Source organism: Mycobacterium sp. D16Q13, assembly GCF_002013375.1.
Classification (GTDB): domain Bacteria; phylum Actinomycetota; class Actinomycetes; order Mycobacteriales; family Mycobacteriaceae; genus Mycobacterium.
Map to the genome: position 1 here is coordinate 131,672 of NZ_MAEW01000001.1, position 16,515 is coordinate 148,186.

The window sequence follows — 16,515 nt, forward strand, 5'->3', positions numbered from 1 at the left end:
GCATCCGGCGATGGTCGCCGAAGACTGCATCCAGTTAGCTTCCGGAGCACAATTCCCACAGAGCTAGCCAGATCATCCGGCGCTCCGGCGCATCGTGATGAAGAGCCACCAACCACATCAGATATAACAGCTGTTCAAGATCAGAGCGTAGGCCTTGGACCAAGAATCCAGAAGCTGCGCCAGACGAGCCGCCCATTCCGCGGTGGCCGGCTTCGTGAGGTCCTGACTGCGGCGTTCGGTGTACAGCGTGCTCATCGCGATCACCGTGTTTTTGAACATTTCAAACTTGTTCTTCTCGCGAGCATTCTCAAGGTTCGCACTAGCGCTCACCGCCAAGCTGACGATGCTATTGAACAACCGAAGGTCGCTCTCGACAACCAGTTCCCCTGATTCCTTCGTTGGAAAAGGATCCGAGACGGGAGCGATCCTGATCGCCAATGCGTCGATTCTCCCGGACGCGGACCGAATGATCTGGCAATCCTGCAGCGAGGCTGGGTCATCGGGTCGAGTGTCAGCTGCTGCCGGTGGCGCACCAGAATCATCAACTGGCGCCGGTGATACAGGCGCAGGTAGCTGCCCCGGAGCATCTTCGGCACGCGGCGTTGCCGAGCCTCCCGGAGGAGACAGTCCGGGACTAGGGTCCGGTAGCGGATCGATCGGTGGATCAGCCAACCAGCCAGACACGTCGCGGAGGGATGGAGACGACGCTTTGGCCACGTTGCCTCCAATCCCTACCTGAACACCACCTAAGGCAAGCGAAACCACACACACCGCCATGCAACGGACGGTGTGGGCCAATATCTGACTCAATCGGCCTACGTGCTGCATATTAGTTGCCCGGGAGCTTTAGCGGCGGTGCCTGAATGTGATTCGCGGGGAAGTCGGGGACAGGAAGACCTGTCATGTATCCCGGAAGGATTGCATTCGTCCCCGGACGATATCCGCTTGACCCCGTGCTGATTTCGCTAGCCAGCGGACCCAAACCACCGGGCACGTACCCCGGCACGATGCCGGGCTGCGGCGAGCTAACACCCGGAGCCTGTCCCCCCGCATATGGGCTCATCTCGCCATAAATCGCCGCCCCAGGCGCGCCGGAATTGTACGGATTGAGATAAGGATTGGGCGCTGGCCCCGGTGCAGGCGCTGGTATCGGGTCCGCGTGAGCGAGCGCCGAACCAACCCCTAATCCAACCAAGCTCACCGACATAACCACGAACGCCGACCTCACTACTAGCTTGTGCATAGTGCTCCTAATCGCTTTACAGGAATTGAACTTCTGGCGACCAAAGTCTTGCCCACACTAGATCTGAATGGGCTCGCCGTAAGTTGCCAACGAGGAGTGCGTGAAATCGGTCGTGATGCTCAGCAGCGTGAAAGACCGAACGGTAACCGGGCCTCCGCATGCGTCGATCTTGATATGCATGTTCCGCACCCGCAACCGCGCCTCACTGCCTCTGAGAGCCATGCTGTCCATCGGAATGGCGACAATTCCGCCGGGCCGCAATGTGAACTGCAACCCTCCATTGACGCCTGCGCCCGCGCCCACTGCGCCGAAGCCCGCACCAAACGGCCCTGGCCCACCGAAGACCCCGCCGACTCCACCGCCCACGCCAGCACCTACACTCCCACCCAAAGTGATGCCCTGACTTAGATCGATCTGGCATCCCATCTGGTAACCGATGGTGAGCGATGCTGAGGTCACGGGGTTGCGTCCCTGACCGTTAATCTTTCCAACACCCGTGAACTGCACGAATGCTTCCCTCGAAAATGCCGTCGCAGCCAGATTCGGAACTGGGTTAACTTCCTCATCGAGTGTGCTTACTTCTATGCCCCAACCATCTTCGGTCCGATCAAGCAAATTCGAATCAGGCAGACCCTGCGCATTCGCTGTCACAGCGCTCGTGGCGAGCATCGCCAACACAGCGAAGAGACCCGAGACCGCCCGAATAGACCTGTGAGCCGACCTCCGTCGCCGAGTTGAATTCTTTAGCGGATTCATCGTCACCTTTCCGAAATTCTCGACTGGAAAACTCTTCACAAAACCGAAATAGACGGCAACTCAAAATGAGAATATGGCCGTTGCCCCCCTTGAAGCATCTACAACATGTTTGAAGCGCGCAGTACCACCGTCTTGCACCTCGCGGTTCATCCATCAGGCAACTGGCGAGGACGGTATATAGCGAAGACATCGGCCGCAAACTACTAGCGTGTGACAAGGATCATAGGAACTCGATTCATGATTACTCCGAGACAGCCAATAAGTCGAATTTGTGCAGGTCATCGATCTTTTAGCTGATCGCCACACAGCAACGTCCGCGAAAAAATGGCCATTGCTTTTTGAGTAATGACTGTTACTTAGCAAACAATATTTCATACGAGTCAGCTCGATACCGCCAAGCAGTCGCCGGATCACGCCCGACACTCCAATATTGGGGTACGTGATCAATCGATTCGCGCCCTCATCGATACCTGCGGCCAGAGCCCGCGAAATTGTTCATCCCTTACTTAGATATAATCGGGAACGTGGATGTAAGAGGCCTCGAGATACACGACTTGCGCTGCTTCGTCGCAGTGGCGGCGAGGCTAAACTTCACTCGTGCTGCGGCCGACCTTCATATGTCCGTTCCTCCGCTTAGCCGGCGGATCCGCGCCATGGAAGGGACACTCAAAACAACGCTATTTATTCGCGATACGCGCCGGGTGGTTCTCACTCCCTCAGGCGTCAACCTGCTCCCGCTCGCCAAGAAGATACTCCACCAATTCGATGCCTTGCCGGATGTTGTGTCACATGATCTCGCCTGTAGCCGTCCAACAATTAGGTACGGCGTACCGCCCTGGCTCCACCCAGAACTGTCCTCCAGGCTCGAGCGCCTGGAGGAGATCTACGCCGAGCGGCTGACGCTGATCAGGCGGCGGCGAAGGAGCCAGGAAGCCATCGGTGCGATAGTGAGGAAAGACTTGGTGTTCGGCTTCGCGCGGTCAGCACCAACTAACACCACATTGAGCAGCGTCGTTGTTCGGCAAGAGAGCGTAGGGGCAGTGCTGTCGAGGGCGGACTACGGTGCGCGTACATCAATCTCCCTCGCAGAACTCATCAAGCTCGACTACGTCACCGATCGCCGTGACAGCGACACCGAATACCGACGACAGGTAGATGGACTACTAGGGGCCACAAGCCTTCTCAAGCGATTACGACACAACCCCACCGACCATTCTTCAGCCGCTGAAGCCATCAGCACAGGCGGAGCATTCGCGATAGCACCCATCTCAGAAGGCGCCAGAGAGACCTCTGACCTCTACCACTCTGCAGAGACCGTGTGCCTGCCTATAGACGATCTCGACTTCGTCCTGCCAACCTGTCTGGTGTGGAGCACGGAGCTGGCTCAGAACGACAGAAGTTCGCGGGACGTCATCAACACGGCTGTACGTTTATGTCAGGGGGGCACCCCCCGTCTTGGTTCGGCGTAGCCCGGCTCGCTCAGACCTGACGAACTGAGAATCAGTGCACGTGGTCGGCGATCTGCCCCTGCTCACCGAACAACACGGCATTCCACTTCGCGATGAGTTCGGTGTTGTCCACGTCATCGGGGTGAAAGTCTTTGCGGCTGTACGACGCTAGTCGCCGAAATACCTCGCGCGAGAAGAAGGGCGAACGGAACAATCGGATGGCACTGCGAAGGAAGATCCTGGGGTCGTAGAAGTCCGGGTCTCGAAGTAACGAGATGAACGACGCGCACGCAGCGAGCGTGAAGAACCCAAATGTGGTGAACCACATGACAAATACCCGCATGCGGTGGGTGCCGCCGACGGCCTGGTAGACATCGAAGGCCACCGTACGATGCTCAGATTCCTCCAGGGCGTGCCACAGCAGCATGGATCGAACCTCACCCTGTCCCAACATCTGTTGGGCGCGTTCGTCGGTCAGGAGCGTCTCAGCCAGAATCGCGGTGTAATGCTCCAGCGCCGCAGTCATCGCAAGGCAGTACTTCGCCGAGGAGTAGCGCGTGCGCGTTTCCAGTCCCCTGCGAGTCGCCCGATCGATGAACGCGGTCGGGTAACCCATCTCCTGCAGGCGCTCGTTGAGCTCACGATGCTCACGACTGTGCGTCGCCTCCTGGCCGATGAACCCGGCCACCTGCTTCTTGAGCTCCGGATCGGTGATCTGGTCGGCGACCGCGCGCACCGAGCGGATCATGAACGCCTCACCCTCGGGGAAAGCCCCCGAGAGCACCGAGACCACGTGACTCATCCCCAGGTCGTCCTGCACATAGTGGCGCCGCATGGAACCGGCCGGATAACGGAACTTGATCCGCCTGGTCTTGATTTCCCGTTCCATGATCACCTCACCCCGCCGCCGGTCTCCCCACCAGTATCACCAGCGTACCGACGCACAGGGGGCCGGTCCCTAATGCAGGTGTCCGGCCAGCTGCCCGTTCTCCCCGAAAAGCTCGGTATGCCATTTCTCGATGAGTTCGGTGTTGTCGGAATCGTTGGGGTGAAATCCCGGACGGTTGTACTCACCGATGCGGCGGCGCACCTCGCGGCTCAGGAACGGCAAGTGCCGCAATGCCGCAAGGCTTTTCACCAGCCGGACGGGGTTGTATGCGGCCTTGTCACGCAGCAGCGAGATCACCGTCTCAAAGAATGTGGTGTAGATGAAAGCGATGGTGGTACGCCGCATCACCCAGATACGCAGCCGCTCACTACCGCCGACCGCGCGGTAGACGTCGAAGGTGACGCAGCGGTGCTCGGCTTCTTCGAAGGCATGCCAGAGCAGCATGGAACGCACCTCACCCTCGCCGAGCATGTCGAGGGCGCGTTGGTCGGTCAGCAGCGTCTCCGCGAGTACCGCGGTGTAATGCTCCAACGCGGCCGTGACGGCCAACGTATAGATCGGCGGGTAGTTCCGGGTCTGGAAGTTGAATATCCGGCGAGCCAGCCGCTCGACGAACGCCGTGGGATATCCCATCTCCTGCAGGCGCTCGTTGAGCTCACGATGCTCGCGCCCGTGAGTCATCTCCTGGCCGATGAACCCGGCCACTTGCTTCTTGAGTTCGGGATCGGTGATCTGGTCCGAGTAGCGCCGGACCGACCGGATGAAGAACTCCTCACCCTCTGGAAATACCGCCGACAGCATCGCCATCATGTGACTCGATACCAGGTCACCCTGCACAAAATGACGGTCCAGCGAACCCGGATGGTAGCGAAACTTAATACGGCGGGTCTTGATAGGCCTGTCCATACTCAGCTTCCCACTACCCCGCACTGACTGATTTCTGTCGGCATCGCCAACGCGCTCAGGGTACCGCAGTTCACCGAGATTCCGATGACCTAGGCCTTGACATATACCTATATCGGTATATGTTTCCTCCATGGCTCGCACCCCCACGACCGCTGACGCGTTCAACGCGATCGCCGAAGCTGGCCGGCGTGACCTTCTGGGCGCCATCGGCACCGGCGAGGTCACCGTGAACGAACTGGTGACGCGGACCCGGATGGGCCAGCCGCAGGTGTCCAAGCATCTGGGCGTGCTCCGCGCCGTGGATCTGGTGCGGGTGCGCTCACATGGGCGGCAACGTTTCTATCGCGTCAACGGTGCGGCCCTGCGGCCCGTCCATGACTGGGTGGCCGCGTTCGAACGCACCTGGAACCAGCGCCTCGACCGACTCGACGATCTACTCACCGAACTCAAGAAAGAGGAAATGGAATGACGATTAGCAATCGCTACGGCAGCGCCACCGTCGAACTTCCCTCGGACACCACAATTCTCATTACCCGATCGTTCGACGCACCGGCCGCGTTGATCTTTCGCACACTCACCGAACCCGAGCTTGTCAAGCGCTGGTGGGGATTCGAGACCGCACGATGGCAGATCTGCGACATCGATCTGCGGGTCGGTGGCACGTGGCGGTACGTGGTCAGCCAACCGTGTGAGTCCGAGCCGGACATGGAGGTCGCCTTCCATGGCGAGTACCGCGAGATCGACGCGCCGCATCGACTGGTCAGCACTGAGGTATTCGAAGGTGTGCCCGACGGCGAGGCGCTCGTCTCGACCACCCTGGATGAGGCCGATGGCGTCACGACCATGCGGGTCCTGGTGCAGCACAGCTCCAAGGAACATCGCGACGGACACATCAACTCCGGCATGGAAGGCGGCATGCAGGTCAGTTACAACCGCATCGAAGACCTGCTGCGCGACCTGCGCTGAAATAGGGCGCCCCGCGGCTGTGTTGCAGCGACGGTGAGCAACCACTTCACCTCCGAGTACATCGCCACCAATCCGCAGTGGGTCGATGAGCAGATAGAGATCTACGAAGCCAGCGGCGGAGCCGAAGGCACCACATTCGACGGGATCCCCGTCGTGGTGCTGTACACCATCGGCGCGAAATCGGGACAGATCCGCAAGGCCCCGCTCATGCGCGTCGAGCACGAGGGCGTGTACCTGGCGGTCGGCTCTATCGGCGGTGCGCCGAAGAATCCCGCCTGGGTCGCGAACCTGCGGGCCAACGCCGTGATCGACCTGCGCGACGGAGAAAACGTGCAGTCAGTGCGCGCTGACGAGATCACCGACGAGGCCGAGCGTGCCGCATGGTGGGAACGTGCCGTGGCGGCCTTCCCTCCCTACGCGGAGTACACGAAGCGCACCACGCGGGTCTTTCCGCTGTTCACCCTCACTCCGGTGAGCTAGCGGCCGCCTTCTTGCGTTCGATATCGGCCAGCGCCTCGGCTAGTTGCGCACGCTGCGCGGCCGAGGCGTCCCAGGCCACCTTGCGGTTCTTGACGACCCTGGCCGGCGCCCCGACGGCGATCGAATAATCCGGGATCACACCCTTGACTACGGCGTGGGCGCCGAGCACGCAGCCACGGCCGACAATCGTGTCCCGAAGGACGGTCACCTTGGTGGCGATCCAGGTGTCGGGCCCGATGCGCACCGGGGATTTAGCGATGCCCTGGTCCTTGATCGGGTAGGTGATGTCTTCCATGCGGTGGTCGAAATCGCACACGTAGCACCAGTCGGCCATCAGGGCGGAGTCACCGAACTCGATGTCGATGTACGCGTTGACGACGTTGTCCTTACCGAACACCACTTTGTCGCCCAGACGTAGGGACCCCTCATGGGCACGCAACGAGTTTCCGTCACCGATGTGCACCCATCGGCCGATCTCCATCCGGGCCAGCTCGGGTGTGCAGTGGATTTCGACGTTCTTGCCGAGGAACAGCATGCCGCGCGTGACGATGTGGGGGTTGGAGAGCTTGAACTTGAGCAGGCGCCAGTACCGCACCAGGTACCACGGCGTGTACGCCTTGTTCGCGATCACCCATCGCAAGGAGGCCTTGGTCAGGAATTTGGCCTGTGCCGGGTCGCGTAGGCGCTGTCCGCGCCACCGCTTGTGCAGGGGAGCGCCCCACATCGTCGTCATGGCCGCACAGCCTACGGGACGCGGCAGGACGCGCACGCTACCCTGCGATGGGCCGGACCGCCCCCTATGGAAGGAGTGCCTCACCGTGCTTTCCCGGGCACGAGTACTCGCGAGCATTGCTTTCGCGACGCTCCTCACCGTCACCGGATGTTCCGGCGATGATTCCTGGATCAACATCAAGGCGGCGCCCGGCTGGTCCGCCACCTATGCCGACGCGCATAACAGCAGCTACACGCCCACCGAAGGCGCTCGTGAGCTGACCCTGGAGTGGAGCCGGAACACCAAGGGCCAGATACGCAGTGCCGCAGCGATCGGTATCGACAACTTCATCGCCGTGAGCGCCGACACCCCATCTGGTTGCACGCTCATGGAGTGGGAGAACAACAAGGCCGCCCGCCAGCGCTGGTGCACCCGGATGGTTACCGGAAGCCCATGGTCCGGACCGCTCTCCGACGGCTACAACAACATTTACATGGGTCAGCCCGGCGCCGTGGTGTCGTTCCCGCCCACCCAGTGGATTCGGTGGCGCAAGCCCGTCATCGGCGCACCGACCACACCTAAGATCGTCGAGCCGGGACGGCTTCTCGTCGTCACGCACCTCGGTCAGATACTGATTTTCGACGCCCAGCGTGGCGAGGTTGTCGGTACCCCAATGGATCTGCTCGAAGGGGTCGACCCCGCCGATCCACGGCGCGGCCTGGGTGATTGCGAGGCGGCAAGGCCCCAATGCCCGGTATCCGCGTCCCCCGCCTACGACCCGGAGACCGGCACGATTGTCACCACGCTGTGGCAGCCGGGCAAGCCGGTACCGGTGTTGCTGGGAATCACCTACGACGCCGACGGCAAGATCACTCTGAAACACAAGTGGGCCAACAAGATCATCGATGAAGGCGTCATCGGATCCCCCGTGATGTCCCAGGATGGCGAGACGGTCTACATCAACGACCGCAAGGGTTCGCTGCACGCGATGCACACGTTCGACGGCAGCCAGAAATGGTCGGTGCCCTTGGGATTCAACGCGACGACGCCGCCCTCGGTAGCACCGGACGGGACCATCATCGCCGGAACCGGCGACAAGGCCACCCTGGTGGGCATCAAGGACGCCGGCGGCAATGGTGAAATCGCCTGGCGTCGCGATGATCTCACTCCACTCTCGACATCAAGCCAGGCCGCCGGAAACGTGGGCTACGCCGTTGTCAAGGACGGGGACAAAGGCCTGGCCCTGGTGGTGTTCAACACACCGGACGGAGCGACCATCAACCGCTATGCGTTGCCCGATGCCACCGGCTTTCCGGTCGGCATCTCGATCGGACCGGATCAGCGGGTGATCGTCACACTCAGCGAGGGCTTGGTGTACGGGTTCCGCCCGGGGACCTAGCCTCACAAACGAATACTGTTGCACTACTGCCTATCCGGGTTATTACGACCGATAGCGCCGCGCCGCCCCGCAACTTCAGCCTGGTGCGCAGCACTGCCGGGTCGAGATCGACTCCGCGCACGGTGATCTCCACGGACCCGCAATCGCGGGCGGCGAGCGCCTGGCGCAGCCGCTTCTCGCTGTACGACAGCGAATCGAGCACCCGATAGCCCTGTACACCGGCGGGTACGGAATCCCCCGATAGATAGGCGATACGGGGATCCAACTGCCACAGCCCATGTCGCACGGCGTATTGCCGCACCAGACCTGCGCGCACGACCGCGCCGTCGGGGTCGATGATCCACTCCCCCGCGTCGGCGACCACGCAGTCATCGGGGTCGCCATCGGTCAGCTGATATCCGTCGCCGCACGTGGTGAGTACCGTGGCGCGCCTGCGCGCCCGAGCCAACCCCGCCGACCACAGACATGCCTCGCGGACGCCCCCGTCGAGCGAAACAACCTCGACCTCGCCGGCAAACCCGGTCTGTTCCCGCAGATCGGTGAAGTCCAGTCCCGGAGCGCATTTGACGACCAGATCGCGATCGGCGTACGTCCGCAGCACCACGTCCAGGGGTGGTGAATAGGCCGACGGATCGAATCGTCGGCGCCCTCCCGATCGGCGCCCCGGATCGGCAATCACCACCTCGGCGCGGCTAGACGGTGCCAGCGCATCCGCCCGACACACCAGAACCTGTTTGCCAATGTTGTGGCGCGCCATTGCCGTTCGTACCGGATCGAGATCGCTGCCGATGACCGTGGCGGCAACGCCGTCAAGGGCGGCGAGCTCGGTCCCCACCGAGCAGGTGACATCGTGGACCACCCGCCCGGCCAGTCGCCCGGCCCGGTGTCGCGCCACCGCCGCGGGCGTCGCCTGCTGCAGCGCGTCGTCCGTGAAGAGCCAGTCCTTCACATCGCCCAGCTTGGCTACCGCCTTACGGCGCAACTGCACGGTCTGCGCCAGGACCGCGGCGCGGTCGCCGAATTCGGCGCGCAGGGCCGCCGTATCGGCCACCAGGGTGCCCGCGGTGAACGTGTACGCGGACGCAGACGCCAGGTCCGCACTGCCCGCCTCCGACGACAGATATGCGACGTCGGGAAGCTCGAACACCGGCGGGTTTTCGCGTGATTACGAGGGCTTGAGCCCGGTGATCATCACGTTGTAGTACCAGCCCTTCGGCACCACGTGACGCCACACGTTCTCGTCCACCCAGCTGAGCGCCTTCCAACCGCCGAACGCGAACTTCGCCCAGCCCCAGCCCAACTTGCCGGGCGGCACCGTCGACTCGAAGGTGCGCACCGGCCACCCCAGCATGGCCGCGGTGAATTCCTCACTCGCGGTCCGGACCGCGACGGCGCCGGCATTGCCGGCCATCTTCTCCAGATCTGCCGGATCAAAGGTGTGCAGGTCAACGACCCATTCCAGGGCCGCGGCGCGAGAATTCTCGTCGAGCTCCTCCTGCGGACGCCGCCAGCTCTCCAGTCCGGGCAGCTTCATCGCCTGGACCGTGGCCTTCCACGTCAGATTCGCGAGCGCGCGAGCGTACAGATTCCCGACTGTGGTGGGCTCGCCGGCGAAGATGAACCGTCCACCCGGCTTGAGCACCCGCAGCACCTCGCGCAGCGACAGCTCGACATCGGGAATGTGGTGCAGCACGGCATGGCCGACCACCAAATCGAAGGTGTTGTCGTCGTACGGAATCCGCTCGGCATCGGCAACCCGGCCGTCGACGTCCAGGCCCAGCTCCTTGCCGGTACGGGTGGCGACCTTGACCATGCCCGGCGACAGATCGGTGACCGAACCACGGCGCGCGACGCCCGACTGCATCAGATTCAGCAGGAAGAAGCCGGTGCCACAGCCCAGCTCCAGGGCGCGGTCATAGGGCAGCTCGCGCTGGTCCTCGACAGGCACGATGGCATCGAACCGGCCGCGCGCGTAGTCGATGCAGCGCTGGTCGTACGAGATGGACCACTTCTCGTCGTAGGTCTCCGCTTCCCAGTCGTGATACAGGATCTGGGCGAGTTTGTTGTCCTCAAAAGCGGCAGCGACCTGCTCCGCAGTGGCCTTGGTCGTCGGCTCGGAAATCTCCGTCATGGCCGTCAGCCTAACGCCTGGTTAGGCTCCCCTGAACCGGGCCGTCCCCGGGCCGATCTCCAGCTGAGCGGCCACCCCGTCCGCACGATCCTGTGTCGCGAACACCTGGCAAAACAGCTCGCGTTCCCTGTCCAGTCCCCCGGCCAGCGGACTGTCGAAACCGTGATCGATTGCCTGCTTGGCGGCGGCGAGAGCCAGGGGCGGCCCGTCGACGAAGCGCCGGGCCCAGACAGCGGCCTCGGTGTACACGTCGTCAGGCGCCACCATCTGATCCAGGAGCCCCATCCGCAGGGCCTCCTTGGCGTCGACCAAGCGGCCGCTGAACACCATTTCCTTGGCCCGGCTCAAGCCCACCACGCGCGCCAACCGCACTGTCCCGCCACCGCCCGGGATCATGCCCGCCAAAATCTCCGGCGAACCCACCTTGACGTTGTCCCCCGCGATCCGCCAATCGGCTGCCAGCGCCAGCTCCAGGCCGCTGCCCAATGCGTATCCCGTGATCGCGGCGATCGTGGGTTTGGTCAGCTCTGCCACCGCGGTCAACGCGGCCTGCCGGTCGCCGGCGCTGCGCGACATCTCGTCAGCGGTCAACTCCGATAGCTCGGCTAAATCATCACCAGTGCAAAAGATTTCATGTCCGCCGTAGACGATGACAACGCGGATGTCAGTGCGCGCGTTTGCCTCGGCGGCAGCCTGGGCGAGTTCGCGATACATCTGACGGGTCAGGGCGTTGGTGGGCGGACGCGACAGCGCGATGGTGCCAATGCCGGGATACTCGGGCGCAGTACGTACCGAGACGAATTCGGGTTCGGTCATGCCAGCTCCGGCCCGGTTGACTCGGGGATCTCCACGGCCCCCTGCCGGGCGGCCTCGTAGCGGTCCACATCGTCGAACTGGACGAACCATCGGCCGTCCTGCTCCGTCAAGATCGGCATGATCGGAGCGATGTGTCGCGCCGACGCCAGCACCTCCGAGACCGTCGCACCGGACGAGGACACGGCGTCAAGCTGCGACCAGGTGGGCGGAAGCAGAAAGCTGCGTCGCTCGGTAAAAGCCGATATCGCGGCGTCGGGGGTCTGCCAACCCGAGGCGACGGCCTCGGTGTTGTCTCCGTCGGCGTCCTGCCCCGACGGCAATGCCGCGACGAAGAAGAAGGTGTCGTAGCGACGCGGCTCTGCCTCGGGGGTGATCCAGTTGGCCCACGGCCGCAGCAGGTCAGCCCGCAGAAAAAGCCCCTCATGCTGCAGGAACTCGCCGAAGGACAGCGTCTTGTCGGAGAGGTCGCGGCGGGCCTGGCGGTAAGCGGCCGCGTCCCGCACGATCTCGGCCTCCGAGGTGCCCGCGAACAGCACCCCACACTCCTCGAAGGTCTCGCGGGCGGCGGCACACACCAATGCCGACGCCAGCTCCGGCGACACACCGAACCGCTGCGCCCACCAGTCGACATCCGGGCCCACCCACGGCAGGTCGGCACGCAAGTCGCGGGAGTCCACTCCACCGCCCGGGAACACGGTCATCCCACCGGCAAAGGCCATGGCGTTATCGCGGCGCATCAGAAACGCCTCGACGCCGATTCCGCCGTCGCGAATGAGCACGACGGTGGCCGCGGGTTTCGGCTGCGCTGGATTGTTCGGGGCTGGATCGTTGGGGGTTGGTGTCATCGAGGAGGGCTCCTTAAACTTTGCGCGCTAATGCGCCCGGTGGGCTGCCCGGGCCCGGGCACGTCGCGCGAAGTAGCGCCCGTCGATCATCTCAACCACGATCGACTGACCGAACGCGCGGGACAGGTTCTCGCTGGTCATCACATCCGCCAGCAGGCCCTGAGCGACAACCTCGCCCTCGGACAGCAACAACGCATGGCTGAAACCAGGCGGGATCTCCTCCACATGGTGGGTCACCAAAACCATCGCGGGTGCATCCGGGTCGGCGGCAAGCTCACCCAGCCGCGCCACGAGTTCCTCACGCCCGCCCAGATCCAGCCCGGCGGCAGGCTCGTCGAGGAGCAGCAGCTCGGGATCGGTCATCAATGCACGCGCGATGAGCACTCGTTTGCGCTCACCCTCGGACAGCGTCCCGTAGGTGCGTTCGGCCAGATGCTCGGCGCCGAGGGTCTCGAGCATGTCCACCGCACGAGCGGTGTCGATCTCCTCGTACTCCTCGCGCCACCGCCCCAGCACCGCGTATCCGGCCGAGACCACCAGGTCACGGACCACTTCGTTATCCGGTATCCGCTGCGCGAGCGCGGCCGAGCTCAGACCGATCCGCGCCTTGAGCTCCGTGACATCGACGCGCCCCAATCGCTCACCCAGGATGGCCGCGTGACCTGATGTGGGGTGCTCCATGGCAGCCGCGATCCGCAGCAACGATGTCTTGCCGGCTCCGTTGGGACCGACAACCACCCACCGCTCGTCCAGCTCGACCGACCAGGTGACCGGGCCTACCAACACCTTGCGATTGCGCCGCAAGAGGACATCGCGGAAATCGAGCAGAAGGTCCGGATCAATTTCGGCCACGGGGCCATCGTGCCGCATCGAGCCCGGCGAGCGGCGAGCGGGAGCCATCTCCCGAGCCGTCCCGACCATGCGCCCGGGCTTCCATCGCGTATCCTCATCCATACGTCAGCAAGCTCGGAAGGAATTCTAGGCAACGATATGACAAACGATCTTGATCCGGATCCCTACCTGGACACGGTGCACAGTATCGGGCTTGCTAACCATCGACTCATCGCCCAGCTCGATGCCGAAGCGAGTCGAATCCAGCAACGTGCAGCTCACGGCGAGGATCGGTCCTGGGTATGGGATGACCTCAAGGCGTGGCGTCGCCGGGTCGACGCCTTCCAGTCTCAGCTGCGCCGCGACACGACGGCCCTGGGCCGCTTGATCGATGCCAACCGGCGAATCCAAGGATCAGATAGTGCGGAAGATAATCGCACATCAAAACTTGATTCCTCGGCCGATAGCAACCGCAGCGCCCTCTACCCCTTCAAAGATCCGCGATCGCAAGAGGAATTCGTCGCCAGACTTAACCGGGTGTTCGCGGTGCTGCACACGCCCGGCCGCGGCCCGTATTCCAACAGCGAATTCTTAGTGTTCATGCGGACCGGGGGTACCGTAGTCTCAGCGCCTTATCTGTCACAGTTGCGGAACGGGCAGCGGGGACGTCCATCCCTCCAGGCGCTGGAGAGCATCGCGCACGCTTTCCGCATCGACGTCCGTTACTTCACCGATAGTGGCTACGCGGACGAGCTGGATGAGGATTTGACCACTCTCGAGCTCGCCCAGAACGAAGCGGTGGCCGAGCTGACGTCCGCACTGATCGACCTCCCGGACGCCCTTCGCGAGCAGTTACTCATCGACGCCGAGTCATTCGACCGGCGCAATCAGGCCGCCACATCCTGAGGTGACTTCGCCGGCACGACAGCCGCGGAGTTGTCGCGTTGCGTGCTCAACACCGCACCCCAGCCACTGACGGCCAGTAGTCGCCGGGGCGTAAGCCGCAGCACCACCTGAATGAGTGGCCCGATCCCCAGCGCGTAAAGCAGGGTCCCCACGCCCACATTCCCGCCGAGCAGCCAACCCGTCGCCACCACGATGACCTCGATGGTGGTCCGGATCAGCCGCACCGATCGGCCGGTGCGATGAACCAGTCCAGTTGTCAGTCCATCACGCGGCCCCGGCCCCAACCCGGCACCGACGTACAGCACCGTGGCAATCGCATTCAGCAGCACACCGCCGACCAGAAACCCCACCCGCACGGCCATCGCCGAGGGGGCGGGCAGCCAGGCCAGCGTGGAATCGACAGCGACGGCGATGACGACAATGTTGGCGATCGTCCCCACACCCGGCTTGTTACGCAACGGAATCCACGCGAGTAGTACGACGACGCCGGTCACCGCCGAGGCCAGCCCGATGCTCATCCCGGTACGCATGGAGAGCCCCTGATGGAATACGTCCCACGGGTCCAGCCCGAGCCCCGCGCGCACCATGAGCGCCATCGAGAACCCGTACAGGTACAGGCCCACCAGCAGGGCCGTACCGCGCGCACTCCAACCAATCCATTTCCCGGTCACCATCCGAGTTTCTCGGCCAACTGGCTTGTCTTTCAATAGCCAGTTGAGTCACACTGGCTTTTATGTCTGATCGCGTGGTTATCGCCGACACCCTGGCCCGCCACCTCGGCCAATGGCGCACCGCGGGCTCTGCGGGCCCCGCGTACGGAGCACTGGCGGACGCGATCCGGCTACTCGTCATCGACGGGCGGCTGCCGCTCGGCGCCCGCATCCCCAGCGAACGAGCGTTGGCGAGCGCGCTGCACGTCAGCCGTACCACTGTCACCGCCGCATACGCCGAACTGCGCGAGAACGGATACCTGCGTGGCCGCCAGGGGGCGCGCAGCACCACCGCTCTGCCCGGCCCCGACCGATCGCATTCGGCCACAACGGGATTAGCCAGCGCGATGATCGACCTGCAAAATGCCGCTACCTCCGCACCGGCTGCCGCGGTTCTTGAGGCGTACCAGCTGGCCCTGACAAAACTGCCGACCCACCTTCGGGGAATCGGTCATGAATTGGTAGGCATTCCGGAGCTGCGCCCCCGTATCGCCGAACACTTCTCACGACGCGGCCTGCCCACCGCAGAGGACCAGATTATGGTGACGTGCGGTGCCCAGCAGGCCATCGCACTACTCCTCGGCGCCTTCGTGGAGCCCGGCGACAGAGTCCTGGTGGAGCAGCCGAGCTACCACGGTGCGCTGGATGCGATCACCCAACGTGGCGCACGCCCTGTCCCGGTACCGATGCACACCCACGAACGCGAGTCGGGCTGGGATATGACCGGCATGGAGACCACTATCCGTCAAACGGCCCCAAACCTGGCCTACCTGGTGCTGGACAACCACAACCCCACCGGCCTCACCATGCCGCTTTCACAGCGAAAGGCATTGGCGGACATCATCTCCCAGACTAGAACCCGGACCGTGGTCGACGAGTCGCTCGTGGGATCCTGGCACCAGGCACCCACGCCCGCACCGATGGCCTCGCTGGTAGCGCGTCCCGATCTGGTGGTCACCATCGGGTCCATGTCAAAATCGTTCTGGGGCGGCATGCGCGTCGGTTGGATTCGCGCCGACCGCACCACCATCGCCCGGCTCGCTGCCGTGCGCTCGGCCATGGACACCGGCACACCGATCCTCGAACAGCTGGCCGCCGCCGAGCTGCTGGAACGCGCAGACGAGGTGGAGGCCACGCAACGGGAGACCCTTCGCGCACGGCGCGCCCTGGTGGTGGCCGAGTTGCACCGGCGACTTCCCGATTGGGAGCTGCAGGAAGCCGAAGGCGGACTGTGTATCTGGGCCCGACTGCCCGCTCCGATGAGTACCGCACTCGCTGCGGCCGCTGCGCGCCTCGGGGTCCGCATTGCCGCCGGCCCACGGTTCGGGGTCGGCGGTTCGCTGGAACGTTTTGTGCGGGTGCCCTTCACCCAGCACGACGATCAGTTGTTGCGCGGAGTGGAGCTCCTCGCCCAGGCCTGGCACACCGTGACTGGCGCTGCACCGCTTGCTGATTCGGCGATGGTGGGCTGACCCAC

18 protein-coding genes are annotated in these 16,515 nt (G+C 63.5%); 7 read left to right on the forward strand and 11 right to left on the reverse strand.

The window, feature by feature from the left end; genetic code table 11:
• Positions 1 to 117: 117 nt before the first annotated feature.
• Together B4400_RS00625 and B4400_RS00630 are read right to left on the reverse strand one after the other, a co-directional pair.
• The gene (locus B4400_RS00625) at positions 118 to 438 is read right to left on the reverse strand and encodes a hypothetical protein (protein ID WP_078308876.1); all 321 of its coding nucleotides are present in this window, start codon (positions 436 to 438) and stop codon (positions 118 to 120) included.
• 862 nt (positions 439 to 1,300) lie between these two features.
• On the reverse strand, positions 1,301 to 1,912 hold the full coding sequence (locus B4400_RS00630) for an MspA family porin (RefSeq protein ID WP_078309018.1): 612 nt from the start codon (positions 1,910 to 1,912) through the stop codon (positions 1,301 to 1,303).
• Between the two features lie 611 nt (positions 1,913 to 2,523).
• Here B4400_RS00630 and B4400_RS00635 point away from each other — a divergent pair.
• Positions 2,524 to 3,468 carry a LysR family transcriptional regulator gene (locus B4400_RS00635; protein ID WP_139360110.1) on the forward strand — a complete coding sequence of 315 codons (945 nt, stop codon included), beginning with the start codon at positions 2,524 to 2,526 and terminating at the stop codon, positions 3,466 to 3,468.
• 31 nt (positions 3,469 to 3,499) lie between these two features.
• Here B4400_RS00635 and B4400_RS00640 read toward each other — a convergent pair whose 3' ends face one another.
• Positions 3,500 to 4,336, reverse strand: a complete 837-nt coding sequence (locus B4400_RS00640; RefSeq protein WP_078309017.1) for a metal-dependent hydrolase — start codon at positions 4,334 to 4,336, stop codon at positions 3,500 to 3,502.
• 69 nt (positions 4,337 to 4,405) lie between these two features.
• Positions 4,406 to 5,242 (reverse strand): metal-dependent hydrolase, encoded by an 837-nt coding sequence (locus B4400_RS00645; RefSeq protein WP_078308874.1) that lies wholly within the window; start codon positions 5,240 to 5,242, stop codon positions 4,406 to 4,408.
• 130 nt (positions 5,243 to 5,372) lie between these two features.
• Between B4400_RS00645 and B4400_RS00650 the strand changes: the two genes are divergently transcribed.
• Genes B4400_RS00650 through B4400_RS00660 form a run of 3 tightly spaced genes read left to right on the forward strand, consistent with a single transcriptional unit; the run spans position 5,373 to position 6,688 of the window.
• A complete protein-coding gene (locus tag B4400_RS00650; RefSeq protein ID WP_078308873.1) occupies positions 5,373 to 5,711 on the forward strand; it encodes an ArsR/SmtB family transcription factor in 339 nt (112 codons plus the stop codon).
• Between the two features lie 2 nt (positions 5,712 to 5,713).
• Entirely contained in the window at positions 5,714 to 6,208 is a 495-nt protein-coding gene (locus B4400_RS00655) for an SRPBCC family protein (protein WP_078309016.1), read from the forward strand.
• A gap of 33 nt (positions 6,209 to 6,241) precedes the next feature.
• A complete protein-coding gene (locus B4400_RS00660) occupies positions 6,242 to 6,688 on the forward strand; it encodes a nitroreductase family deazaflavin-dependent oxidoreductase (protein WP_078308872.1) in 447 nt (148 codons plus the stop codon).
• On the opposite strand, the gene B4400_RS00665 is transcribed toward B4400_RS00660, so the two are convergent.
• Entirely contained in the window at positions 6,672 to 7,421 is a 750-nt protein-coding gene (locus B4400_RS00665; protein WP_078308871.1) for an acyltransferase, read from the reverse strand. The two genes, B4400_RS00660 and B4400_RS00665, sit on opposite strands and share 17 nt — an antisense overlap.
• Positions 7,422 to 7,506: 85 nt before the next feature.
• Between B4400_RS00665 and B4400_RS00670 the strand changes: the two genes are divergently transcribed.
• Positions 7,507 to 8,799: an outer membrane protein assembly factor BamB family protein gene (locus B4400_RS00670; RefSeq protein ID WP_078308870.1), complete on the forward strand. Its 1,293-nt coding sequence runs from the start codon at positions 7,507 to 7,509 to the stop codon at positions 8,797 to 8,799.
• Here B4400_RS00670 and B4400_RS00675 read toward each other — a convergent pair.
• From B4400_RS00675 to B4400_RS00695, 5 genes are read right to left on the reverse strand one after another with little or no spacing between them, the layout of a single operon-like run.
• Entirely contained in the window at positions 8,759 to 9,946 is a 1,188-nt protein-coding gene (locus B4400_RS00675; protein ID WP_078308869.1) for a THUMP-like domain-containing protein, read from the reverse strand. The two genes, B4400_RS00670 and B4400_RS00675, sit on opposite strands and share 41 nt — an antisense overlap.
• An 18-nt stretch (positions 9,947 to 9,964) precedes the next feature.
• Entirely contained in the window at positions 9,965 to 10,930 is a 966-nt protein-coding gene (locus tag B4400_RS00680) for a class I SAM-dependent methyltransferase (protein ID WP_078294624.1), read from the reverse strand.
• A gap of 21 nt (positions 10,931 to 10,951) precedes the next feature.
• Positions 10,952 to 11,746, reverse strand: a complete 795-nt coding sequence (locus B4400_RS00685) for an enoyl-CoA hydratase (protein WP_078308868.1) — start codon at positions 11,744 to 11,746, stop codon at positions 10,952 to 10,954.
• Positions 11,743 to 12,591, reverse strand: a complete 849-nt coding sequence (locus tag B4400_RS00690; protein WP_078308867.1) for an NUDIX hydrolase — start codon at positions 12,589 to 12,591, stop codon at positions 11,743 to 11,745. Before B4400_RS00690 ends, B4400_RS00685 begins: the two co-directional genes overlap by 4 nt.
• 27 nt (positions 12,592 to 12,618) lie before the next feature.
• Positions 12,619 to 13,461, reverse strand: coding sequence for an ABC transporter ATP-binding protein (locus B4400_RS00695; protein WP_078294632.1), 843 nt, complete (start codon positions 13,459 to 13,461; stop codon positions 12,619 to 12,621).
• A 120-nt stretch (positions 13,462 to 13,581) separates the two neighbouring features.
• Between B4400_RS00695 and B4400_RS00700 the strand changes: the two genes are divergently transcribed.
• A complete protein-coding gene (locus B4400_RS00700; protein ID WP_078308866.1) occupies positions 13,582 to 14,328 on the forward strand; it encodes a helix-turn-helix transcriptional regulator in 747 nt (248 codons plus the stop codon).
• On the opposite strand, the gene yczE is transcribed toward B4400_RS00700, so the two are convergent.
• On the reverse strand, positions 14,310 to 14,999 hold the full coding sequence (gene yczE, locus B4400_RS00705; RefSeq protein WP_078309015.1) for a membrane protein YczE: 690 nt from the start codon (positions 14,997 to 14,999) through the stop codon (positions 14,310 to 14,312). The genes B4400_RS00700 and yczE overlap by 19 nt on opposite strands.
• Positions 15,000 to 15,061: 62 nt before the next feature.
• Between yczE and yczR the strand changes: the two genes are divergently transcribed.
• Complete coding sequence (gene yczR / locus B4400_RS00710; protein WP_078308865.1) at positions 15,062 to 16,510, forward strand: MocR-like transcription factor YczR; 1,449 nt, start codon at positions 15,062 to 15,064, stop codon at positions 16,508 to 16,510.
• Positions 16,511 to 16,515 lie beyond the last annotated feature (5 nt).